The organism is Lautropia mirabilis (assembly GCF_900637555.1).
Lineage (GTDB): Bacteria > Pseudomonadota > Gammaproteobacteria > Burkholderiales > Burkholderiaceae_E > Lautropia > Lautropia mirabilis.
The window spans coordinates 3,012,662-3,035,320 of record NZ_LR134378.1; the positions used below are offsets into that span (position 1 = coordinate 3,012,662).

Below are 22,659 nucleotides of genomic sequence, written 5' to 3' on the forward strand. Positions count from 1 at the left end.
CGGATGACCTGACATGATCCTGCGTCTTCGCCCTGTCTTCCTCAAAGCCCCGCTGCTGGCCGCCCTGCTGGGCGCCGGCCTGCAGCTGGCCAGCCCTCCGGCCCAGGCCGCCCTGTTCGGTGACGACGAGGCCCGCCAGGCGGTGCTCAACCTGCGCACCAAGGTCGACACCCTGCAGCGTGACCTCTCCCGCCAGCTCAACGACCTTGCCAGCCGGCAGACCGACATCGAGCAGCGCCTGGGACGGCTGGAAGTCAGCCAGAAGGCCAGCCTCTCGCGCCAGAACGACATCGACAGCCTGCGCCAGGAAGTGGCCCAGCTGCGCGGCCAGCTCGAAGACACCCTGAACCAGCTGCAGCAGGCCCAGAAGAGCCAGCAGGACATGTCCGCCGACATGGATTCGCGCCTGAAGCGCTTCGAGCCCACACAGGTCACCATCGACGGCCGCCAGTTCAGCGTCGAGCAGGCCGAGAAGAACGAGTTCGAAGCCGCACTCGCCCTCTTCCGCAAGAGCAACTTCAAGGCCGCCGACCAGGCCTTCGCCAAGTTTGCCAAGACCTACCCGGAAAGCCCCTACCTGCCTACTGCGCTGTACTGGCAGGGCGGGGCCCAGTACGCCCAGGGCAATTACAACGGCGCGGTCAACACCCTGCAGTCGCTCATCCAGCGCTTCCCCGACAGCGCCCGCAAGGCCGACGCCCTGCTGCTGATCGGCAATGCCCAGGTCGACGCTGGCAACGACAAGGCGGCCCGCCAGACCTTCATCCGCATCGGCAAGGAGCACCCCAACACCCCGGCGGCCAACGCCGCGCGTGAGCGTCTGAAAGCCATGTAAGCTCGTCAGCAAGTGGAGGCGCCCCCGTGATGCAGGCCCCATGCAGTGCAATCCGCCCCATGCAGCAAGGCCCCATCAAAAAAATTTCGCCCACCCACTTGCAAAGCTGAAAAAGCGCTGATATCATGCTGTTTCTTCAGTGATGCAGCGCACCGCAACACTGAATGACCTGACAGACAGGTTAAATCTGGGTCGTTAGCTCAGTTGGTAGAGCAGCGGACTTTTAATCCGTTGGTCGTAGGTTCGAGCCCTACACGACCCACCAGTTTCTCAAAAGCCCGGCCTTGTGCCGGGCTTTTTCATTTCCGCTCAGATCATTTTTCATCAGCCGCACGGCTTCCATGCTGTGCGGCGTCCTCGTTGCCCTGTGCTGCTCCGTATTCGTCATGCCATCGGCCTTTGCCAAAGATCTGATCGTCTACCTGAGCCGCAGCCACAACACCGAGGCCGTGGCACGCATGATCCAGACGGAAACTGGCGGAGAACTGGTGGCCCTGGAACTGCAGAAGCCCTACCCCGAAAATTGTCGGGCCACCGTAGCGCAGGTGCAGATGGAGGATGAAAGCGGCTATCGCCTCCTCTCAGAACCCGCCTCGACAACCTGCAGCAGTTCAACCGGGTATTCATTGGTTTTCCCACCTGGGGCATGCAGCTGCCGCCACCGATCCGCAGCTTTCTGGCCAGCCATGATCTGAAGGGCAAGACCGTGGCACCCTTCAAAACCCATGCCGGCTACGGCGTGGGCAGCGGCTTCGAAGAGATCAACCGCCTGTGTAAGGGCTGTCGTGTGACTCCGGGTCTGTCCCTTCAGGGCGGGCGCGAGCGCGATGGCATCCTGTTCGTCATGGAAGGCACAAAAGCCGAGGAAAGCCGCGCACAGGTCCGGCAATGGCTGTCCAGACTGAAGTGACATCAATGGATACGGGCCGAAGCTCATGCTATCTTGCCCCGTATATCCGGCGAGCGTCCACAGGCAACCTGTGGAGACCCGTTGCAACCCAAAAGCGAAGCGGGCACCCAGAAACATCTGCAAGCCCAGCTCCCCAATCCCATGGAGGAAAGCCTCATGCCCCAGAAACAAACGGCTGGCCGCGACCGGCTGGGTGACTTCGCCCCCAAGTTCGCCGAACTGAACGATGATGTCCTGTTCGGACAGGTCTGGTCGCGCGAGCAGGAGCTGGCGCCCCGCACGCGCAGTCTCATCACCATTTCCGCACTGATTTCGGGCGGCAATTTCGAACAGATCCCCGCCCACCTGCGCATCGGCAGGCAAAATGGCATCACCCAGGCAGAAATTGCCGAGGTCATTACCCATCTGGCCTTCTACGTGGGCTGGCCCAAAGCCTGGTCGGCCTTCAATCTGGCCAAACAGATCTATACGGACAAGGAGGAACAGCCATGAACAGCGAGCAACAGGTCAAACACGGCATATTCCCGTTTGGCGAGAAGAACGACAAATACGCCCGCTCCTTCGTGGGACAAAGCTACCTGAGCATGCTGGCTGCCAACCCGGACATTCCGGTCGCCGTGGCCAATGTCAGCTTCGAGCCGGGCTGTCGCAACAACTGGCATGTGCATACCGATGGTTACCAGATCCTGATCGCCGTTGCCGGCGAAGGGTGGTATCAGGAAGAAGGCCAGCCAGCCCGGGCGATGAAACCAGGCGATGTGGTCATCACACCCAAAGGCGTGAAGAACTGGCACGGCGCCACGAAGGACAGCTGGTTCAGCCACGTGGCCATCACGGCCGGGGCCACCGAGTTCTTCGAAGCGGTGCCCATGGCCGACTATGATGCACTGCCGGGCTGAGCGGCAACGTATCGGCGCTCAAAACGGACAATGCTCGCGGCCATCGCCACCGTCATGATGGCCGTAACCAGAAGCACCAGCCGGCCATTGCCGGCATCATCCACAGCCCATACCACCAGCGCACCAGGCAGGAACACAGCCACCTGCTCCAGCAGAAAGCGTCCCGGACAACGAAACTCCTACGATGGCAAGCGCTGCTCCTGAAAGGATTCATGGACCGTCGGCCAGTTGCTGATCCGCCACTTCAGCCCAGATGACTGCTTTCTGAATCAGTCAGGATTCTGCGCGTTTTCCTTCATGAAATCGATGAACGCCCGGGTTCTGGCCGGCAGCAGCCGCGTGGCCGTCAGCGCATGAACGGGCACCGTACTGCCAGCCCAGTCCGGCAGCACACGCTGCAGCCGACCTGCCTCTACGTCCTTGCGTACGCCAATTTCCGGCAGCATCTCACCCAGCCGGGTGAATTCCGTCATGTCGTGCACGGACATGTCATAGGCGGTCTGTTCCAGCGCCTTGCCGGTCATGCCCTGCGCCCGTGCATGGGCCAGGGCCTTTTCGCCCAGCCCTTCCACGCCAGCCAGACGGGACCATTCCTTGTGCACGCCGATCATGTAGGAAGAGAATAACTCGAAGCCCCTCTCGACATCACGCCCCAGATGAATCATCAGGGCAGAGGGCATGTCCGGACTGTCGGCCATGGCCGACCAGCCGCTGGCGCTGAAGGTGAAGTTCATTTTCTGCATGGTTTCGGCGCTCCCCGGCAGCATCGGCAACCGATTTCATCTCATGCAGTCAGCAGTTCCCGCCGCTGTGCTGCGGAAAGCGCCTTGCCATAGAACAGCTGATAGAAACTCTGCACCATGTCATCCAGCGACGATGCCGTGCGCCAGACTACATGGTCAGGATGCAGCCGCTGCAGCAACCAGCGCAGCCCCATCAGGCGGTTCATTCCGGGTGGCCCGTCCAGCCAGCCAAAGGGCAGAGCGGGTGCCAGCAGGACCCGCCCCTCACGCACCGCACGGACAGATCGCCAGTCCCTGTCATGACGCACGCTGCTCGCAAAGCCGGCATCCTGGGTGAGAATCACGGCCGGATCCCAGCGCAACAGCTGCTCCAGCGACACACGCATCAATCCACCCCGACCACTCTCGACCGCCACATTGCGGCCTCCGGCGAGCTCGATCACCTCTGCATTGATGGCGCCGATCCGCGCGGTCTCAAGGCCCGCCACGCCACGTGCCAGGTACACCCTGGGACGTTGTTCCGCTGACACGTCCCGTGTCACCTGAGCCGCCAGCCTCAGCACCTCATCGGCAAAAGCCGCCAGGCGCTCGACGCGTGCTGATTCTCCCAGTAGCGCCCCAACGGCCCGCAGCTGGCGGGCCGAATCCGCCAGCCCACCCTGCACCAGCACACAGGGCAACCCCGTCTGCCGATGCAGCCTCTCAGTCCCTGACAGGTAGGTGGCATCCACCGTACCGGAATCCAGCACCAAGTCCGGCTGCAGCTCCAGCAGAGCCTCCAGCGGCATCGTGCTGCCTCGCCCCGCCAGCCGCCCCAGGTACGGCAAATCGGCCAGTGGCTCGCCCATCCAGGCTCGGGCCTGGGCCGGCAGCTTCATGGGCCATCCCAGCAGTTTCTGTGGCGCCACGGCCGCCAGCAGCACGCCGGCCGGAGGTCCGGCCGCGAACACCCGGCGTACCTCTCCGTTCGCTGGCAGAGCGCCAAAGCGTGCCACCAGCCCATCCAGCTCGGCTGCAGCGGCAGGGGCGGCTGCGACAGTAGCGACAGCAGCATCGGCACTCACGCCAACACCTGGCCACACGGCCAGAGCCGTCGTTTCCGCCACGCCGGCCAGCCAGCGACGGCGCCCGGCGTCGAAGCGACCATCCCGCACCATACGCTGTATCCCGACGTTCAGGCCAGCGCCGGGTGCTGTCCCGGGGTCCGGACCCTATCCTCACCGGCTCCGGCATCGCCCCCCGTCTGGGGCGGTACGTCAGCTTTGGCACTGACGGGTACGGTGCCATCTGCTCCTCGCCGTGCCAGCTGGGCCCGGCACCAGGCCATCAGCGCCTCCTCGTCTGTAGGCAATGCCACGTGCAGCCCGCCCGTGAAACGCTGCCAGCCGGACTGGTGGCGTGCAGCCACCGCCGTCAGCACCGGAATGCCGGCCTCGATGAAATCGGCAAACTCCATGACAAAGCCACCGCCCTCGGCCTCCACGCCGCCGAAGCGGTTGATCACCACCAGATCGACACCATCGGCCAGTGCCTGACGCAGCACAGCACTGGCCTCGCCCAACGCCTGCGGGTTCAGGTTGCAGGCCACCGATGCGCCCCCCAGATCCTGTGACAGCTCGAACGAGCGATCTGACCGCAGATCAAAGAGCACCATCCGTTTGCTGCCACTGGGGTAGTCATCCACCCGGTGCACCAGACCGCCCACATGGGCGCCCTCGGCCTGCAGGCGCCTGGCCACCCGTTCCAGCACGTCCTCCATGTCATGCTCGTCATCGGCATGCTCCAGCGCTGCCAGAGGCAGATCCCCTTGCCCGTTCCCCATGTCCCGTTCTCCTGTGCAAACGCCGGTCCTCTACAAGTGGATTCCGGCCTGGCACCGGGGCCCGAAGGCCGACTGCCAACAGGACCATGACCGATGCCTCATGCCGGGTTCCGGCTCAGAACCGATACCCCACATTCAGATAATAACTGCGCCCGGGCATCGGATAACCATCCGAGAACTGATACCACTTGTCGCCCAGGTTGCTCACGCCCACATCGACATCCAGCGCACGCGTGGCCTGGTAACGGGCAGCCAGCCCCACCACGCCGTAGCCACCCAGGGCCAGCGCCTGCCGACTGCCAGAGAACTGCACCTTGCGCCCCTGCTCGGCCTCCACGTCGGCACGCAGCGTCCAGCGCTCCTGCGGCTGCCATTGCACCCCGGCCAGCAATCGGTGTCGGGGCGTATCAGTCAGCTGGATGCTGCGATCACTCAGATTGGTCCGATGCAGCAGCGTATATCCCAGGTTCAGCGCCCACTGCCGTTCCAGCTGCTGCACCAGCGACAGCTCCAGCCCCTGATTGCGGGTACGCCCCACGTTCTGCTCCTGGTTGCAGGTCGTGCCGCCGCAGGACGAGGAATTCACCGTCATGGTCTGGATCTGGTCGCGCACCCGGCTGTAGAAGATGGCTGCCTGCCCCTGGGCGCCCTGCCAGAGTGCCCCCTGCACGCCCAGCTCCAGATGATGAGCCAGCTCGGGCTTCAGGTCGGGATTGGGCAGCGCCCGCCCCAACCGTGCCGAGTAGCGATCCTTGATGGTGGGAAAGCGCGTGCGCTGCGCCACCAGCACATAGGCCTCGTCACCCGATGCGCCCAGGATCTGGCCAAAGCGGATCAGCCCGTTCGTGGCATCCGTCTTGCCGGTCGGCCACTGGTAGACCTCCTTCGCATCCCGCTGGTCATGGCTCAGCTCCAGCGTCAGCCTCTGCCGGTCATTCAGTGCAATGTCATCGGCCGCCACCAGCGAAGTCGTCACGTCCCGATAGCGTCGTCCCTCGTCGTCATGCCGATCCACCTTGTAGTGTGCCGCCAGGCGCAGCGCATGCGCGGCAAACGCATGGTTTTCCCACGTCGCGCTCAGGCCAAGGCTCATGTCCTTGTAGCTGCTGGTAGGGTCATGCGCGGCGTAACTGGCGTTGCGATACATGTCCAGCCCGTTCTTGTACGTGTCGTGGTAGAGACGCGTCTTCAGCACATTGCCTGCATCCAGCCGGGTGGATGTCAGCACATACACACTGTCCTTGTCCCAGTACGGCCAGCGCCAGTAGCGCGTCGCATTGCGCGCCGTGGAAGTGCCCGTATAGACCGGGTTGCCCTTCTCGCCTCGCTGGCGCACATAGCCCACGGCGTACTCGTCCGACGCATTGGGCATCAGCCCCAGCTTGAACGACAGGCGCCGGTCCTTGCGGTCGGCATTCGACCGATATTTGCCAGTATCGGTGGGTTGACGCTTGAAATCCTTGAACCCCTTGGGCAGCCGGAAATGATCGGACTCCAGCAGCGAGGCACCCACCTGGTAATACCAGAGGTCCTGCTTGCCTCCCAGGTTCAGCGCCGCCTTGCGTCCTCCTCCAGTGGCCAGCCCCAGGCGCACATCGCCTTCGAAGGGCTGCGTCGGCCGGCGCGTCACCAGGTTGACCGCACCACCCAGCGTGTTGGGGCCGTACAGCAGAGAAGCACCTGCCTTGGCCACACTCACTTGTGCCAGATCGAAGGCCGTGAAGCGGTCGAAGTCCGCATAGCCGTCATAAGGCACATACAACGGGATGCCGTCCACGTACACCGGCACCTGTCGGGAATCGAAGCCGCGCACGTTCAGCATCGTCTCGTTGCGGCCGTTCACCGTCAGGCTCACCCCCGGCAGATGGCGTACCGCGTCCGACACCGTATCGACCCGGGCAGCTGTCAGCAAGCTTCCGCCCAGCTTCAGCACATCCGGCTGCACAGGTGCACGTGCCCTCACCTCGACAGTGCCCAGCTCGAATACGCCAGGCTCCTCGCCCGAAGCCGGGGAAGACTGCTGGGCCGCTGCGGTCGAAACGGCCAGAGCCCCGAGCACCAGCATCATGAGCCTGCTGCGGTACAGGCAGGGCAAGGAATGTGAAGACGAAGCCATCAATGCAGCAGCCGAAACGTCCATGAACGGTCTCCCCTACAAGGAGCTGGAATGTCACACGGTCCAAAGCCGTTATATAACCATGTAATAACGACTGAAAACACGATCTGGGTCAAGACTCAGGGAGCCTTGTCACGCAAACAGCGTCATGTCAGCCCCCCTGATCACATGAAAGCCCCTGGAAAAGGAGCAGGTTTCAGACTGGCGATGCAACCTGCCATCCACACGCGGCCGCACCATATACAGAAACCGAATGTCTTTCCCCGAAAGCCTTCGTTCCTGCACACCGGGGGTTTCCTTATCTTTGGATCCAGTTCGCAGGGTCCATCCGGACGCAGATGACATCAGGCTCGTTCTCAGGAAGAACACATGCCAGTACCCGGAAAGACCCGTTCAGCCCCTTTCTTTCCGCGTGCACGATGAATCCCGGCATTCCGCTCCCTCCAGAACTGATCCTCCAGCTTGGCAGCCTCAGCCCGATCCAGCTGGCCTGGCTGTCGGGCTACTGCTGGTCCCAATGCCAGCAGCCGGCCGCACAGGCCTTTCCTGGTCAATCCGGTGCCATAGGTGCCGTCACAGGACAGCCCGGTGGCGCACTCACAGTTCCCGGTGCAGTCGTCGGAGGCTCAGCCGGCCAGACATCCACTGCCACAGGAACCGCACCGGCAGCCACGCGCCGCATCACCATCCTGTCCGCCTCACAGACGGGCAACGCGCGCCGTGTGGCCTCGCAACTGGCAGACAGCCTGAAAAAGGCAGGCCTGCAGCCCAGACTGACGAGTGCCGCCGACTTCAAGAGCAAGACACTGCCCGGTGAAGACATCCTGCTGCTGGTCAGCTCCACCCAGGGCGAGGGCGAGCCCCCCGAAGAGGCACTGCCCCTGCACAAGTTCCTGTTCGGCAAGAAGGCCCCCAAGCTGGACACGCTGCATTTTGCCGTGCTGGGACTGGGCGACTCTTCGTACCCGAAGTTCTGTCAGGCAGGTCGCGATTTTGATGCACGACTGGCCGAGCTAGGCGCACACCGACTGCATGACCGCGGTGACTGCGATCTGGATTTCCAGGCCACTGCCACCGCATGGATCGACGCCATCACGCCGGTACTGAAGAAGCTGTGCGGAGACAATGCAGGACCCGCCTCGGGTGGTGTTCAGCCCGCCGCCGGCAACAGCCCGGGCACGACGGGGGCCTTTCCGGGAGCATTCCCGGGCGCGTTTCCGCTGGCTAGCACCCCGGGAACCTTGAACACGGCCGGCAACCTGGGAAGCTTCCCCCAGCCTGCTGATGCCGCCGTGGCAACCGCCGAGGCCCCGGCTGCACAGGTCTGGACGCGAGAGCAGCCTTTCACCGCCAGCCTGTCGGTACGCCAGAAGATCACCTCGCGCAACGCCGAAAAGGATGTCGAACACATCGAGATCGATCTGTCGGACTCCGGCATCCGGTACCAGCCCGGCGATGCATTGGGCGTGTGGCCGGTCAACGCACCGGACCTGGTCAGCGAGATCCTGTCCCTGCACCGCCTGAAAGGCGACGAAACGGTGCAACTGGCCGACGGCACATCCACCGACATCCGTCATGCACTCACTCATCACGTCGATATCACGCAGAACACGCCTTCCTTCGTGCAGGCCTATGCTGCCCACAGCGGAAAGCGTGAGCTGCAGGAAATCGTCGAGAACGCCGAAGCGCTGGATGTCTACCTGGCCAGCACACCACCCGTGGGCGTATTTGCCGAGCACCCGCATCCACTGCCAGCGCAGGAGCTTCTGAAACTGTTCCGTCCCCAGGCACCACGGCTCTATTCCATTGCTTCATCACAGGACGACGTGGGCGATGAAGTGCACCTCACCGTCGGTGTCGTGCAGTTCCGTCACCACGGCCAGCATTACACCGGCGCTGCTTCCGGCTACCTGGGCCACCTGCTGGAAGAAGGCGATGGGGTGCGTGTCTTTGTCGAGCCCAACCCTCACTTCCGCCTGCCAGCCGATGGCGACACATCGATCATCATGATCGGCGCCGGTACCGGCATCGCCCCCTTCCGCGCCTTCATGCAGCAACGCGAGGCGCAGGGTGATACAGGCCGGAACTGGCTCATCTTCGGGAACCAGCGTTTCACTGACGACTTTCTCTACCAGGCCGAATGGCTGCAATACCGCAAGAGCGGTCTGCTCACCCGCGCGGACCTGGCCTGGTCCCGCCAGGGCAAGGAAAAGGTCTACGTGCAGCACCGTCTGGCACAGGCGGGAGCCGATGTCTGGCAGTGGCTGCAAGAAGGCGCACACCTCTATGTCTGCGGTGATGCCAACCGCATGGCACGTGACGTGGAGCGCGCCCTGAAAGAGATCGTCATGACCCACGGCGGCATGTCCGAAGACGATGCCGACGACTATCTGAACGACCTGCGTGAGGACCGTCGCTACCAGCGGGATGTCTACTGAAGGCACACGCTTCTTCCGTGACACCCCAAAGGCATTAGATGCCTGCGCATCACGATTGAACAACCCGAGATTCCAGAGAAACACCATGTCGAACGCCGTACTGGACAAACGCGCCAAGCTGCCTGATGCGCCCTTGGCCGACAATGAACGCCTGAAAGGCAACAGCCATTACCTGAAGGGAACCATCCGTGAAGATCTGGGTGACGGACTCACCGGTGGGTTCAACGGAGACAATTTCCAGCTGATCCGCTTCCACGGCATGTACGAGCAGGATGACCGCGACATCCGTGCCGAGCGCGTGGGTCAGAAGCTGGAGCCGCTGAAGAACGTCATGCTGCGCTGTCGCCTGCCAGGCGGCATCATCCAGCCGCAGCAATGGCTGGGCATCGACAAGTTCGCTACCGAACAGACGCTCTACGGCAGCATCCGGCTCACCAACCGACAGACCTTCCAGTTTCATGGCGTGCTGAAAGAGAACATCAAGCCCATGCACCAGTGGCTCAACCAGCTGGGCCTGGACAGCATCGCCACTGCGGGTGACGTGAACCGCAACGTGCTGTGTACCAGCAACCCGGTGGAATCGTCACTGCACCGTGAAGCCTGGGAATGGGCCAAGAAGATCTCCGAGCATCTGCTGCCTCGCACCCGGGCCTACGCGGAGATCTGGCTGGACGGGCAGAAGGTGCAATCCACCGAGAACTTCTTCGGCACCCCGGTCATCGACAAGGCCAAAAGCGGCGACGACACCGAACCCGTGCTGGGCAAGAGCTATCTGCCGCGCAAGTTCAAGACCACGGTGGTCATCCCGCCGCACAACGACGTGGACCTGCACGCCAACGACCTGAACTTCGTGGCCATCGGTGACGGCAAGCATCTCGTCGGCTTCAACGTGCTGGTGGGCGGCGGCCTGTCGATGGAACACGGCAATACCCGCACCTATCCCAACGTGGCGCGCGAATTCGGCTTCCTGCCGCTGGACAAGGTGCTCGACTGCGCTGCTGCCATCGTGTCGGTGCAGCGTGACTGGGGCAACCGCAGCGACCGCAAGAATGCCAAGACCCGCTACACGCTGGAGCGCGTTGGCACCGACGTGTTCATCGCCGAAGTGGAAAACCGCATGGGCGCGAAGTTCGAGCCCATCCGCCCCTATGAATTCACCACTCGGGGCGACCGCATCGGCTGGGTGCAGGGCGAGGAAGGCAACTGGCACCTGACGCTGTTCATCGAGAACGGCCGTCTGGTGGACCGCCCGGGCAAACCGCTGAAGACTGGCATGCGCGAGATTGCCAAGGTTCACAAGGGTGATTTCCGGCTGACGGCCAACCAGAACCTGATCGTGGCCAATGTGCGCCCCGAGGACAAGGAGCAGATCGAACGCCTTGCCCGCGACCATGGGCTGATGAGTGATCGCGTGACGCCGCAGCGCGAGAACTCCATGGCCTGCGTCTCGCTGCCCACATGCCCGCTGGCCATGGCGGAATCCGAACGCTTCCTGCCGCAGTTCTCCGACCGCATGGACGAACTGATGGCGCGGCACGGCCTGTCCGAAGAGCACGTGGTGCTGCGCGTGACGGGCTGCCCCAACGGCTGCGGCCGTTCGATGCTGGCCGAGATCGGCCTGGTGGGCAAGGCCATCGGCCGCTACAACCTGTACGTGGGCGGCAATCGCGAAGGCACCCGCATCCCGCGCCTCTTCAAGGAGAACATCGTGCAGGAAGAGATTCTGGAAATCATCGACGGCTGGCTGGGTGCCTGGGCCCAGGGGCGCCAGGGCGAGGAAGGCTTTGGCGACTTTGCGGTACGCACCGGCATCATTGCCCCGGTTCTGGACGCCCCGCGCGATTTCTGGACTGTCGCTGCCTGAACACCATCCGGATGCCTCCGGGAACACATCCCGGCAGCAACCTCCCTGCCCTACGGACCAAGGACCCCCATCATGCAGTACTTCCCCCTCTTTGCCGACCTGAAAGGTCGTGCCGTGTTGCTGGTGGGTGCAGGCGAGGTGGCCACCCGCAAGGCCGATAGCCTGCTTCAGGCCGGCGCCGACATCCGCGTGGTGGCCCGCGAACTGGCGCCAGCCTTTCTGGACTGGCAGAACGAAGGGCGCATCCAGTGGCTGGCGCGCGAATTCCACCCCGAGCACCTGCAGGACGTCTTCCTGGTGGTCTCGGCCACCGGCGATGCCGAAGTGGACAGCCAGGTGTTCAAGGCCGCCCAGGCCCGCCACCTGCTGTGCAACACGGTGGACGATCCGCAGCGCTGCTCCTTCATCACCCCGGCCGTCATCGACCGCAGCCCCATCCAGGTGGCCATTTCCTCATCCGGCACGTCGCCCGTGCTGATCCGGCACTGGCGTCAACGCATCGAGGCCCTGCTGCCGCAGCACACCGGCACCCTGGCCAACATCGCTGGCCGCTGGCGCACCCGGGTGCAGGAGAAGCTGGGTACCGTGCGCGAACGACGCCACTTCTGGGAAACCCTGTTTGCCAGCCGCTTCGACGCCCTGGTGGCCCAGGGAGACATTGCAGCGGCCGAGGCTGAGCTGGCCCGCCAGCTGGATGGCCAGGCCGCCCGACAAGGCGAGGTCGTCGTGGTGCATGCCGACCCCGACGACCCGGGCCTTCTGACCCTGCACGCCCTGCGCGCCCTGCAGGCCGCCGACCTGGTGCTGTACGAGGCCCGCGTCTCCGAGCCGGTCCGTCAGCAGATCCGCAAGGATGCCGAACGCAGTTGCCTGGCCCCGGCACTGGCTCCCCATGACCAGTTCGATGGCACGGGCAGTCAGCATGTGGCCCGCGTTGCCACCCGCCTGCGCGACGAAGCCCGCCAGGGCAAGCGTGTGGTCTGGCTGCGCTGCGCCCCACAGACCCCCTCCGATGATTCGACCTGTGCACAGATCCTGACCTCTGCCCATGTTCCGCTGCGAATCATTCCCGGTGTCCCTGTTTCCGGTCCCGATTCGCGGTCAGACGGATCCCGTCATCGGCAGCCTGCCCCGGCGGCCACCCTGCCGATCCCGGTGTCGCTCCAGGCCGTACCCACCGTCATGTCTCCCGTCCGACGGCTGCGCGTTGCCCCCCCACAACACCTGCACCGCCTCTACCGGCGCAAACATCGACACGACACCACCCTTCGTCATTTCCAAGCGTCACAAAACCGCAAGATTTAGTAACGGCTTCCTATAATGGTCGCTTCCCCGACGGCCATGGAAAGCCCACGATGCTTGTCTCCCCACACTCCATCCCTGATCAGCAGACGTTGAACACCGACGTCTGCATCATCGGGGCCGGCCCTGCCGGCCTTGCTGCTGCCCAGGAACTGCTGGACAGTGGCCTCGATGTCATCCTGCTGGAATCCGGCGGCGAAGAACCTGACGCAGCCACCCAGCAACTGGCGGCCGGCGTCTCCGAAGACACGCCCGACCTCTACCCCGACATCGTCTGGTCGCATGACCGGCGCTTCGGCGGCACCTCGGTGCAATGGGACGTGCAGGTCCATGGCACGAAGAACTGCCACCTGGCCACCTTCGATCCCATCGACTTCAAGAAGCGCGACTGGATGCCTCACAGTGGCTGGCCCATCGATTACGACACGATGCACCCGTACTATCTGCGGGCGCTCAAGCTGTGGGAAACCGGCATCGACTCGCTGGAGATGGCTCCGTGGGTCTCCGACGAACGCAAGCTGCTGGACTTCAAGGACAACACCCTGGAGACCAAGCTGTACATGACCGGCTCGCAGGCCGCGCTCACCGAAGGCATCGGCGGCCGGATCAAGCAGAGCCAGAACATGCGGCTCATCATGAAGGCCAACGCGGTCGAGCTGGACACCAATGAGGATGCCAGCACCGTCACCGGCGTGAAGGTGGCCTGCCTGGACGGGCGCCGCTTCACCATTGCGGCCAAGCAGGTGATCCTCGCCCAGGGTGGCTTCCAGGTGCCCCGCCTGCTGCTGGCCTCCGATCGTGTGGCCAAAAATGGTCTGGGCAACGACAACGGGCTGGTCGGCCGCTTCCTGATGGACCGCCAGATCGTCAAGACCGGTACGCTGTTCCCCAACCAGCCCATCTCGGCCTTCGGTCTCTATGACCTGCAGCACCGCGGCCTCTCGCACGTGCTGGGCAAGCTGGCCATCCCGCAGAAGACGCTGGAAGAGCGCCACCTGATGAACACCTCCATCGGGCTCAACGCGCAGCCGGCGTTCTCGCGCGTGAGGCTCGCACAGCGCCTGTTCGGCCGCGGCACCACCTTCCGTTCGCCGGCCTACTATTCGCTGCGCAAGATCGTGCGCGACCTGCGTGCCCGCCAGATGCCCGAGCGCCCGCTGCACCACCTGCTGAAGGTGCTGGGCGGCATCGACGACCTGGTGTTCATCAAGGTGGCCCGCGCGCCCTGGCTGCAGATCCCGTACAACCGCGACAGCGGCGGCTGGTACGAGGCACCGCACCGAGACCAGTTCTTCAAGGTCATCGATCTATACCAGATCGCCGAGCAGTCGCCCGATCCGGACAACCGCATCACCCTCAGCGACGAGCGCGACGCCACCGGCATGCGCAAGCCGAAGGTGGAATTCCGCTGGCGCGACTTCGACATCCGCAGTGCCCTGGGCACGCAGGACATCGTGCAGAAGGCCTTCGAGCAGTCCGGCATCGGCCGGCTGCGTGTCGAGCGCCGTGATGGCCTGCCCCTGGTCACCCAGATGACGGCCCACCACCCCGCCGGCACGGCCCGCATGGCCGATGATCCGAAGCAGGGCGTGGTCGACCGTAACTGCCGCGTGCATGGTGTCTCCAACCTGTACGTGGCCAGCAGCGCCGTCTTCACCACCGGCGGCTGCGCGCCCCCGACGCTGACCATCGTCGCCATGGCCGTGCGCGTGGTCGACGCCGTCAAGCAGCAGCTGGGCAAGGGCTGATCCCCTCCTCAGCCTGCACGAAGGCCGCCATTCGGCGGCCTTTTCATTTATCCGTTCGTATCGTGGACATGACGGATGTTGCGAAGCATATCGATTACCATACCGCTGTTGCATTTCCAGCACATACCTTTCATAACTCATGATCTCCACCTGCCCCCACACCCTGCGCCGGCTGCCGCTGATGCTGGCCCTGGCCCTTGCTGCCCCCCTGGCCCATGCCCAGGAAGTCATCGTTGCCGCCGAAAGCGCTGAAAGCGCCCCCTCCGGCAAGGACGACGCCACACTGCAGGCCGTGCATGTCACCGCCGTGCGCTCCGAAGGCTTCAAGCCCGTCACCGTCAAGGCCGGCACCTTCCGCGGCGCTGACGTGATGGACGTGCCCTCCACCATCAACGTCGTCACCAGCAAGGTGCTGGAAGCACAGGCTGCCGAAGGCCTTTACGACGCCGTGCGCAACACGGCCGGTGTCACCCGCCAGCAGAACGGCGGCGACACCTGGGACCAGCTGGTCATTCGCGGCGTGGAAGTGCAGAACCGCACCAACTACCGCCTCAACGGTTCCATGCCCATCATGAACTTCTCGCAGGTGCCCATGGAGAACAAGGCCCGTGTGGAAGTGCTGAAAGGCGCCTCGGCCCTGTACTACGGCTTCACCGCACCGTCGGGCATCGTGAACTACGTCACCAAGCGTGCCGGCCTTCACCCCGTCACCAGCGTGGGGCTGCGCTTCGACACCAACGGCACCCTCCTGGCGCATGCCGACGTGGGGCGCCGCTTCGGCGATGAAGACCAGTACGCGCTGCGCCTGAACGTGGCCGGCGGCCAGCTGGGCAACTACCTGGATGGCGTGGACGAAGGCAACCGCAGCTTCGCCTCGGCCGCCTTCGACTGGCGTGTGACCAGCCGCCTGGTGCTGGCACTGGATCTGGAATACGACCGCCGCCGCACCGTCGAGCAGGCAGGGGTGGCCCTGCCCGCCGCCGTCAACGGCACCATCACCCTGCCCCGCGCTGTCGATCCGAAGAAACTCGTGGGCCCGGACTGGGCCACCTTCCGTGCCGAGACCACCAACATCCAGGCACGGGCCGACTACTCGCTGTCGGACAACTGGGCGCTGACCGTTGAAGCCGGCCGCTCCAAGGTGGACCGTGACCGCACGCTGCCCATCTTCCAGTTCACCAACGCGGCCGCCGTGGCCACGGGGGCCGGCCGCATCCGCGGCAACATGCAGAACAACGTCAACACGTCCGATCTGCTGCGTGGCGAGCTTGCCGGAACCTTCGACACCGCCGGCGTCACGCACAACCTGACGGCTGGCGTGGCCCGTGCCGAGAAGAAGCAGGACCCGGTCTACCAGCGCAACTACACGGTGGCCAGCCAGAACCTGTACAACCCGGTGGCCATCACCAACTACACGCTCGGTACCCGGCCAGCCAATCCCACCTCGCCGCTGCTGGAAACCTCCGACCTGGGGGTTTACGCCATCGACCGCGTGGACCTGAACCCGCAGTGGCAGGTCATCGGCGGCCTGCGCTACAGCAAGTACAAGAGCGACCAGGGCACCAACCACTATGACGCCACCAAGACCACGCCCATGGCCTCGGTGGTCTACAAGCCCGATGACACCCTGTCCTTCTACGGCTCGTATGGCAAGGCCCTGGAAGAAGGCGAGGCCGCACCGGCCGGCACGGCCAACCAGAACGAACGGCTGCGCCCGGGCGTGAGCGACCAGTACGAGATCGGCGCACGCTGGCAGATCCCCAACGGCACGCTGCTGTCGGCCGCCGTCTTCGACATCAACCGCCCCGGCTACTACACCAACGCCAACAACGTCTACACGGCCGATGGCGAACAGCGCTACCGCGGTCTGGAACTGTCGGCCCAGGGCACGCTCACCCGTCAGCTGTCCTGGCAGTCGTCGGCACTGTGGCTGGATCCGAAGTTCCGCAAGATCAACGACACCTACAACGGCAAGCGCCCCGAGAACGCCGCCAGGTACACCGGCAGCCTGTTCCTGTCGTATGCGCTGGATGACTTTGCCCCGGGTCTGTCCGTCAACGGCGGCGCCTATTACACGGGCCGTCGGCCGGTCAACGACCTGAACCAGGCCTGGCTGGGTGGTGTCACGCTCTACAGCGCTGGCGTCCAGTACCAGCACCACCTGTTCGGCAAGCAGACCACCTGGCAGCTCAACGTCGACAATCTGGCCGACAAGCGGTACTGGGCCGGTGGCGGCAACCGCCTGGCCGCCGGTTCACCCCGCGTCATCAAGCTGGGCGTGAAGGTGGACCTGTAAAATGGCGGGATGATCAAGCAACTGCTTGCCATCTCGGCCGGAGCCAGCGCCGGCGCCTGCCTGCGCTGGCTGCTGGGTCAGGGACTCAACGCCCTGTTTCCCGCCATCCCGCCCGGCACGCTGGTCGCCAACCTGCTGGGTGGCTATCTCATCGGCGTGGCGCTGGGCTTCTTTGGCCAGCACGTGGGCCTGGCCCCGGAATGGAAGCTGCTGATCATCACCGGCTTCCTGGGCGGGCTCACCACCTTCTCCACCTTCTCGGCCGAGGTCACCGCTCACCTGCAGGACGGGCGCCTGGCCTGGGCCGTGGGCGCCGTCGGCATCCACGTCATCGGCTCGCTGGCCATGACGATGCTGGGGCTGGCGACCATGGGGGCCTGGGCCCGGGGGTGAGCACGCTGCTCTCACGGAACCGGCGGCGGTCAACCGGCGGGAACCATCCTGCCAGGAGGGCTGGCCACGCAAGGTGGCCAGCCAGGCGAATCAGCATTCCTATACGGGCCTCACGCCATCCAGACCATTCCAGGTCGGTGCGTGCCAGACTTCAGAACGTCACCTTCACCCCCACTCCATACATCCGGGGTTCCAGCACGTCGGACACGATGACAATGCCACCGGCACTGCGGTCATCGAATTTCCAGGTGGGCTTGCGGGTGTCGAACAGGTTGTCCACATAGGCGTAGAACTGCCACGTCCGGTCCATCTGGTACGAGAGACGCGCATTGGCCACGGTGTAGGCCTGCACGTCATAGCCCGGCAGGTTGTTGTCGCTGGAGTGATAGCCGTCGGTGCGGTGCACATTGGCATTCAGCGCCAGCTGATCAGTGATGTTCCAGTTCACGTCCAGACCCGCCATGTACCGCGGTGAACGGCCAAACTCATTGCCCTCGAAGGACACGCCATCCGGATCGGAGAAGCGGTGAATCTTCGTGCGCAGCAGGCCGGCGCTGGCACGGATGTCAAGGCTGTCCAGCGCCTTGTAGTCCGCCGACACCTCCAGACCATAGGAGCGCGATTCATCGGCATTGCGCACCACGTTGCCCATCAGCCTGCCGTTCACGTAGTCGGGCACATCGACCTGCGAATCCTTGCGGTCATCCCAGAACAGGTTGGCGTTCACCACCAGCCGGTCGCCCAGCGTGTCGATGCGGGTGAAGAGCTCATAGTTCCACATCGTTTCCGGGTTGAACTTGTAGAACGAGCCGTTGGCCGTTCGCAACCCCGCACCACCAGGGTTGTAGCCACGGCTCACCAGCGCTCCCACCGTCCAGTCAGGTGACACGTCATAGGCCAGGGAGACCTTGGGCAGCAGCTTGTGATAGGTCTCGTCGAAGGCCAATGGCATGCGCGCAACGCTGGAGGTCCCGTTGCGCTTGACGCTGTCGTGCTGATAGCGCAGGCCGCCGGTCAACGACCATTGCGGCGCAAGGCGCCAGCTCAACTCGGTGAAAACCCCCAGACTGTCCTTCTTGTCGTGGAAGGACGACGTGCCACGCAGGTACAGCAGGTCATCGGCATCCACGTTGTTGTAGTAGACGCCCGCCATGCCACTGAGGCTGTTGTCGGGCGCCTTGAAGCTGGCACGCAACTCCTCTGAGAAATCACGCGAATCCATGTGGGCACCGCCGTTGCTCATCGGAACGGATACCCGTTCGGTGTTTCTGCGGCTGTACTGCAACTGGTTGTCCAGCCGAACCCCGCTGCCCAGGTCATAGGCCAGATCATGCACCCCTGTCCACCCATGGGTGTTGAAAGTGGGCATGGTCGGCGTGGCATTGTTCAACTGGTCATGAGGATCATTGGCCGCCTCGGACGTGGGCAGGTTGCCGCGCAGATAGGAAAGCGTCAGTTTCGATTCCAGGCCCGGCAGCGCACCGGGCGTCCACAGCAACTTGATGCGGCCGTTGATGTTCTCGGGGCTGGTATCGGTATTCCCCTTGGAATAGGTGGGATTGACGTAATTGATGTAGGTGTCGCGGCTGCTGTAGTCCAGCGCAATGCGTGCTGCCAGTTCCTCGTCCACCAGCGGCCGCGACAGCATCACCGAGGCACGTCGGGCCTTGCGACTGCCCAGCTGCAGCTGCGCCGCACCTTCCGGCTTGAAGGTGGGATCCTTGGTGTTGACAATGACCGAACCGGCAATGCTGTTGGCACCCAGCGCCGCCGTCTGCGGACCGCGATAGACCTCGACGGAATCCACATCCCAGATGGACGTGGTGCCATAGGCGGTTTCCCAGAAGTTCAGGTTGTGGCCGTCGACATTGACACGGGCCCGTGGCACCGTACCTCCAAAGAAGGCGCCTGCGCCGGAACTGGCCCCCTGGCCATCGACGCCCCGGATGACGGGCGCACTGCCAGGCCCGGTATACAGCACGTTGGGGATGTTGCGCGTCACATCACGCACCGCGGCCGCCTCGGGCTGCTCCTGCAGGTGACGGTTGCCGATGACGGCCACCGAACTGGCGGTTTCCTTGACCGTGCGGCGCACCTTCTCGCCGGTGACGACCACACTGTCCAGCGTGGTGACTTCGCGGATATCGGCCCGCAGGCCCTGGGCCTGTGCAAATGCTGCCGGGGCGGGAAGAACGGCAGCAAGGGCCAGAGCGGTGGCCGTCAGTCTGCCCGGAGCCCCCCTCCTGCATGAGAAGCAGCCTTCTCTTTGCTGCTTCCCCTTCGACAAGGACTGTCTGCGCTCGGTATTCGGCATCTCGTATTCCTCCCTCCGTCTGGCATGGGCGGCCGCGCCCCGGGGCTCCCAGGACTCCTTTGAACGGGCCCTCGCGGATGTGGCCTTTCAAGCTATTATTCAAGAATAGCAAACAATTCCCACTATCAAGTCATCCTTCATTCCATGACTACCTCGACGTCGAGCACGCAGGCCATGCCGGTCCGTGCGGAGTTCATCTTTTCCAGCGGCAGCCGCGAGCTGCATGCCCACGGCGTCCGCGAGACCATCACGGTGCCTGCCGTCAACGGGGATGCAGCCGACAGCCCACTGCAGCAGCAGGTAAGGGCCGCCTTCGATCGTGCCCGGAAGGCAGGGATGGAAAACCCGGTCGTCGTCGGGGCCATTCCCTTCGACGTGAACCAGCCCAGCCAGCTGTACGTACCAGAGACCGCGGCCTGGCAAGAGGCCGACCCATCCACCCATGCGCAGGCCATGCCCATGCCCGCCCTGCGTTCCATGGATACGGTGCCGGATCAGCACGGCTTTCAGCAGGGGGTAGCCAACGCCATCGCTGCATTTCCCGCCGAAGGCATCCACAAGGTGGTGCTCTCCATCACCAGCCGCCTTCACTTCACCGAGGCGGTACCTGTGGCGGCGCTGCGCACCAATCTGCGCCGGCTCAATCCGTCGGGTTATCTGTTTCAGGTCCCGCTGCCCGGCAACATCCACCTGGTAGGCGTCAGCCCCGAGCTGCTGATCGAGAAGCACGGTGCCACGGTCCAGTCCAACCCGCTGGCGGGCTCCGCCCGTCGCCAGGCCGACCCCGCCGAAGACCAGGCCACGGCCGAGAGGCTCGCGGCCTCAGGCAAGGACCATCACGAGCACCAGTTCGTGACCGCAGACATCCAGGCTCGGCTGGCGCCGCTGTGTACAGCACTGGACGTGCCCGCCCGCCCCTCCCTCATCAACACGGCGGCCCTGTGGCATCTTTCCACCCGCATTCGTGGTGAGCTGCAGGATCCGCAGACCAATGCGCTGCAGCTGGCCTGCTGCATCCACCCCACCCCCGCGGTCTGCGGCACACCGCGTGATGCCGCGCATGCACTGATCCGGCGCATCGAGCCCTATGACCGCGGCCTGTTCACCGGCATCGTGGGCTGGATGGATGCGCAAGGCAACGGTGAATGGGTGGTGACGATCCGCTGCGGCGTGCTGCATGACAAGTGGCTGCAGATCTATGCCGGCGCCGGCATCGTTGATGCGTCCGATCCGCAGTCCGAATGGAACGAGGTCCAGACCAAGCAGGGCACCATGTTGCGTGCCTGCGGACTGGGTGAAGAACAGGCCGCCCCCATCCCGACCGCAGCCTGACAGCACGTCCTGGGGTCAGCTTGCCAGCTTCGGCTGGCACTGCCACACCCACTCCATGTCCCATCCCGGTCAGCCCCCTTTCAACATCCCTTTTCTTGCTTTCCCGGCATTTCATCATGGCCATTCCCTTCATCCGCAGCTACCCCATGCCCGCGCCCGACAGCTTTCCGGTCAACAAGGTGGCGTGGAAGCTGGATCCCTCACGCACAGCGCTGCTCATCCACGACATGCAGCGCTATTTCCTTCGCTTCTATGAAACCGACTCCGGGTTGCTGCAGACACTGATCGGCAACATTGCCACGCTGAAACGCTGGGCCGCTGCACATGACGTTCCGGTTTTCTACACGGCACAGCCGCACGATCAGCCGGCATCCGACCGTGCGCTGCTCAACGACATGTGGGGGCCGGGCCTGACGAAGGCCGATCCTGCCCAGCAGGCCGTGGTACCGGAAATTGCCCCCGTCGAGGGGGACGTGGTGCTGACGAAGTGGCGCTACAGCGCCTTTCAGCGCAGCGACCTGGATACGCGGATGAAGGCGCTGAAGCGCGACCAGCTGATCATTGTCGGCGTCTATGCACACATCGGCTGCATGATCACGGCCGTGGAAGCCTTCATGAAGGACATCCAGCCCTTCATGGTGGGGGATGCCGTGGCGGACTTCTCGGAAGAGGAACACCGCATGGCCCTGAAATACGTGGCCACCCGCTGCGGGGTCGTAACAAGCTGCCAGGAAATCACGGACATTCAGCCATGAGCGACATTCAGAAACAGGACAGGATTTCGGACGACAACCGGTTCGTTGGAAAACGCGTTCTCGTTACCGGCACGGCGCAGGGCATTGGTCAGCGCATCGCACAGCGTTTCGTGCAAGCGGGCGCCGAAGTCATCGGACTGGACCGGCAGCCCACGGCAGCCGCGGGCGGCGGCACGGGCGATGCGCCCACCTTCGAGCAGATCCAGCTGGACGTGACGGACACGAAGGCCATCGTGCAGGTGTGCGATCAGCTGAAGGCACGCTGGCGGACGCTGGACGTGCTGGTGAACGCCGCAGGCGTGCTGCGCATCGGTGGGCTGGACACGCTGACAGCCGAGGACTGGAATGCCTGTCTGGACGTGAACGTGACCGGCCCCTTCCACCTCATCCAGCAATGGGCGCCGGTGTTCAAGGCGCAGCGCCGGGGCGCCATCGTCAACATCGCGTCCAATGCGGCGGTGGTGCCGCGCATCGGCATGCTGGCCTATTGCACGTCCAAGGCAGCCATGGCGGCCATGAGTCAGACAGTGGCGCTGGAACTGGCGCCCTTTGGTGTGCGCTGCAACATCGTGTCGCCCGGCTCCACCGACACACCGATGCTGGCCGGCATGCTGGGGGACCCGGCCGGACAGCGCCGCCTGGTGGAGGGACTGCCGGAGCAGTACAAGCTGGGCATTCCGCTGGGCAAGATCGGCCGGCCGGACGATATCGCCGACGCGGTGCTGTTCCTGGCTTCAGATCAGGCCGGCCACATCACGATGCAGCAGATCGTGATCGACGGCGGGGCCACGCTGGGGGCCTGAGCATCCGGGCCCGCGACGCCTGCGCCTGCCTCGGCGGGTCGGGGCGGTGCCGGCGGTGCGTGTTCCAACGTGTGCTTTCTGTCCTGTCG

General features: G+C 64.2%; 19 protein-coding genes and 1 tRNA gene. 15 read left to right on the forward strand and 5 right to left on the reverse strand.

Going from position 1 to position 22,659, the window contains the following annotated elements; genetic code table 11:
* Window positions 1-13: 13 nt before the first annotated feature.
* The 6 genes from ybgF (at window position 14) to EL249_RS12415 (ending at window position 2,644) form a co-directional block, all read left to right on the forward strand.
* Window positions 14-835, forward strand: coding sequence for a tol-pal system protein YbgF (gene ybgF, locus EL249_RS12395; protein WP_005671864.1), 822 nt, complete (start codon window positions 14-16; stop codon window positions 833-835).
* 189 nt (window positions 836-1,024) lie between these two features.
* Window positions 1,025-1,100, forward strand: a tRNA-Lys gene (locus EL249_RS12400).
* A gap of 76 nt (window positions 1,101-1,176) precedes the next feature.
* A complete protein-coding gene (locus EL249_RS13405) occupies window positions 1,177-1,530 on the forward strand; it encodes an NADPH-dependent FMN reductase family protein (protein ID WP_197721589.1) in 354 nt (117 codons plus the stop codon).
* Window positions 1,461-1,745 carry a flavodoxin family protein gene (locus EL249_RS13410; RefSeq protein ID WP_419178807.1) on the forward strand — a complete coding sequence of 95 codons (285 nt, stop codon included), beginning with the start codon at window positions 1,461-1,463 and terminating at the stop codon, window positions 1,743-1,745. The genes EL249_RS13405 and EL249_RS13410 overlap by 70 nt, the downstream gene beginning before the upstream one ends.
* Before the next feature lie 156 nt (window positions 1,746-1,901).
* Window positions 1,902-2,237 (forward strand): carboxymuconolactone decarboxylase family protein, encoded by a 336-nt coding sequence (locus EL249_RS12410; RefSeq protein WP_040530371.1) that lies wholly within the window; start codon window positions 1,902-1,904, stop codon window positions 2,235-2,237.
* Window positions 2,234-2,644 carry a cupin domain-containing protein gene (locus tag EL249_RS12415; protein WP_005671856.1) on the forward strand — a complete coding sequence of 137 codons (411 nt, stop codon included), beginning with the start codon at window positions 2,234-2,236 and terminating at the stop codon, window positions 2,642-2,644. The genes EL249_RS12410 and EL249_RS12415 overlap by 4 nt, the downstream gene beginning before the upstream one ends.
* 269 nt (window positions 2,645-2,913) lie before the next feature.
* On the opposite strand, the gene EL249_RS12420 is transcribed toward EL249_RS12415, so the two are convergent.
* The 4 genes from EL249_RS12420 to EL249_RS12435 form a co-directional block, all read right to left on the reverse strand.
* Window positions 2,914-3,387, reverse strand: a complete 474-nt coding sequence (locus tag EL249_RS12420; protein ID WP_197721590.1) for a DAPG hydrolase family protein — start codon at window positions 3,385-3,387, stop codon at window positions 2,914-2,916.
* A gap of 41 nt (window positions 3,388-3,428) precedes the next feature.
* A complete protein-coding gene (locus tag EL249_RS12425; protein ID WP_005671850.1) occupies window positions 3,429-4,544 on the reverse strand; it encodes an iron ABC transporter substrate-binding protein in 1,116 nt (371 codons plus the stop codon).
* A 17-nt stretch (window positions 4,545-4,561) separates the two neighbouring features.
* The gene (locus EL249_RS12430) at window positions 4,562-5,209 is read right to left on the reverse strand and encodes a DUF2478 domain-containing protein (protein ID WP_005671849.1); all 648 of its coding nucleotides are present in this window, start codon (window positions 5,207-5,209) and stop codon (window positions 4,562-4,564) included.
* 115 nt (window positions 5,210-5,324) lie between these two features.
* Window positions 5,325-7,277 (reverse strand): TonB-dependent receptor plug domain-containing protein, encoded by a 1,953-nt coding sequence (locus EL249_RS12435; RefSeq protein ID WP_005671846.1) that lies wholly within the window; start codon window positions 7,275-7,277, stop codon window positions 5,325-5,327.
* Window positions 7,278-7,744: 467 nt separating this feature from the next.
* Between EL249_RS12435 and EL249_RS13770 the strand changes: the two genes are divergently transcribed.
* The 6 genes from EL249_RS13770 to crcB all read left to right on the forward strand — a co-directional run bounded on the left by EL249_RS13770 (window position 7,745) and on the right by crcB (window position 17,366).
* Window positions 7,745-9,763 (forward strand): diflavin oxidoreductase, encoded by a 2,019-nt coding sequence (locus EL249_RS13770; RefSeq protein ID WP_005671843.1) that lies wholly within the window; start codon window positions 7,745-7,747, stop codon window positions 9,761-9,763.
* Window positions 9,764-9,848: 85 nt separating this feature from the next.
* Entirely contained in the window at window positions 9,849-11,627 is a 1,779-nt protein-coding gene (cysI, locus tag EL249_RS12445) for an assimilatory sulfite reductase (NADPH) hemoprotein subunit (protein WP_005671841.1), read from the forward strand.
* A gap of 72 nt (window positions 11,628-11,699) precedes the next feature.
* On the forward strand, window positions 11,700-12,932 hold the full coding sequence (locus EL249_RS12450) for an NAD(P)-dependent oxidoreductase (RefSeq protein WP_005671838.1): 1,233 nt from the start codon (window positions 11,700-11,702) through the stop codon (window positions 12,930-12,932).
* An 89-nt stretch (window positions 12,933-13,021) separates the two neighbouring features.
* Window positions 13,022-14,677 (forward strand): FAD-dependent oxidoreductase, encoded by a 1,656-nt coding sequence (locus EL249_RS12455; protein WP_050781741.1) that lies wholly within the window; start codon window positions 13,022-13,024, stop codon window positions 14,675-14,677.
* Window positions 14,678-14,816: 139 nt separating this feature from the next.
* Window positions 14,817-16,973: a TonB-dependent siderophore receptor gene (locus tag EL249_RS12460; RefSeq protein ID WP_005671835.1), complete on the forward strand. Its 2,157-nt coding sequence runs from the start codon at window positions 14,817-14,819 to the stop codon at window positions 16,971-16,973.
* Between the two features lie 9 nt (window positions 16,974-16,982).
* Window positions 16,983-17,366 (forward strand): fluoride efflux transporter CrcB, encoded by a 384-nt coding sequence (gene crcB, locus EL249_RS12465; RefSeq protein ID WP_005671833.1) that lies wholly within the window; start codon window positions 16,983-16,985, stop codon window positions 17,364-17,366.
* Between the two features lie 151 nt (window positions 17,367-17,517).
* Here crcB and EL249_RS12470 read toward each other — a convergent pair whose 3' ends face one another.
* Window positions 17,518-19,653, reverse strand: a complete 2,136-nt coding sequence (locus EL249_RS12470; protein ID WP_169311645.1) for a TonB-dependent receptor — start codon at window positions 19,651-19,653, stop codon at window positions 17,518-17,520.
* Between the two features lie 171 nt (window positions 19,654-19,824).
* Between EL249_RS12470 and EL249_RS12475 the strand changes: the two genes are divergently transcribed.
* From EL249_RS12475 to dhbA, 3 genes are all read left to right on the forward strand, one after another.
* Complete coding sequence (locus tag EL249_RS12475) at window positions 19,825-21,012, forward strand: isochorismate synthase (protein ID WP_005671830.1); 1,188 nt, start codon at window positions 19,825-19,827, stop codon at window positions 21,010-21,012.
* 116 nt (window positions 21,013-21,128) lie between these two features.
* Window positions 21,129-21,767, forward strand: coding sequence for an isochorismatase family protein (locus EL249_RS12480; protein WP_005671829.1), 639 nt, complete (start codon window positions 21,129-21,131; stop codon window positions 21,765-21,767).
* A complete protein-coding gene (gene dhbA, locus EL249_RS12485) occupies window positions 21,764-22,570 on the forward strand; it encodes a 2,3-dihydro-2,3-dihydroxybenzoate dehydrogenase (protein ID WP_005671828.1) in 807 nt (268 codons plus the stop codon). The genes EL249_RS12480 and dhbA overlap by 4 nt, the downstream gene beginning before the upstream one ends.
* Window positions 22,571-22,659: the final 89 nt, after the last annotated feature.

Coding starts and splice junctions, on each gene's coding strand:
- EL249_RS12430 (WP_005671849.1), bottom strand. CDS start 5,209: ATGGGGAACGGGCAAGGGGATCTGCCTCTGGCAGCGCTGGAGCATGCC.
- EL249_RS12480 (WP_005671829.1), top strand. CDS start 21,129: ATGGCCATTCCCTTCATCCGCAGCTACCCCATGCCCGCGCCCGACAGC.
- EL249_RS12460 (WP_005671835.1), top strand. CDS start 14,817: ATGATCTCCACCTGCCCCCACACCCTGCGCCGGCTGCCGCTGATGCTG.
- EL249_RS12415 (WP_005671856.1), top strand. CDS start 2,234: ATGAACAGCGAGCAACAGGTCAAACACGGCATATTCCCGTTTGGCGAG.
- EL249_RS13405 (WP_197721589.1), top strand. CDS start 1,177: ATGCTGTGCGGCGTCCTCGTTGCCCTGTGCTGCTCCGTATTCGTCATG.
- crcB (WP_005671833.1), top strand. CDS start 16,983: ATGATCAAGCAACTGCTTGCCATCTCGGCCGGAGCCAGCGCCGGCGCC.
- EL249_RS12420 (WP_197721590.1), bottom strand. CDS start 3,387: ATGCAGAAAATGAACTTCACCTTCAGCGCCAGCGGCTGGTCGGCCATG.
- EL249_RS13770 (WP_005671843.1), top strand. CDS start 7,745: ATGAATCCCGGCATTCCGCTCCCTCCAGAACTGATCCTCCAGCTTGGC.
- cysI (WP_005671841.1), top strand. CDS start 9,849: ATGTCGAACGCCGTACTGGACAAACGCGCCAAGCTGCCTGATGCGCCC.
- dhbA (WP_005671828.1), top strand. CDS start 21,764: ATGAGCGACATTCAGAAACAGGACAGGATTTCGGACGACAACCGGTTC.
- EL249_RS12425 (WP_005671850.1), bottom strand. CDS start 4,544: ATGGTGCGGGATGGTCGCTTCGACGCCGGGCGCCGTCGCTGGCTGGCC.
- EL249_RS12435 (WP_005671846.1), bottom strand. CDS start 7,277: ATGATGCTGGTGCTCGGGGCTCTGGCCGTTTCGACCGCAGCGGCCCAG.
- ybgF (WP_005671864.1), top strand. CDS start 14: ATGATCCTGCGTCTTCGCCCTGTCTTCCTCAAAGCCCCGCTGCTGGCC.
- EL249_RS12475 (WP_005671830.1), top strand. CDS start 19,825: ATGACTACCTCGACGTCGAGCACGCAGGCCATGCCGGTCCGTGCGGAG.
- EL249_RS12450 (WP_005671838.1), top strand. CDS start 11,700: ATGCAGTACTTCCCCCTCTTTGCCGACCTGAAAGGTCGTGCCGTGTTG.
- EL249_RS12410 (WP_040530371.1), top strand. CDS start 1,902: ATGCCCCAGAAACAAACGGCTGGCCGCGACCGGCTGGGTGACTTCGCC.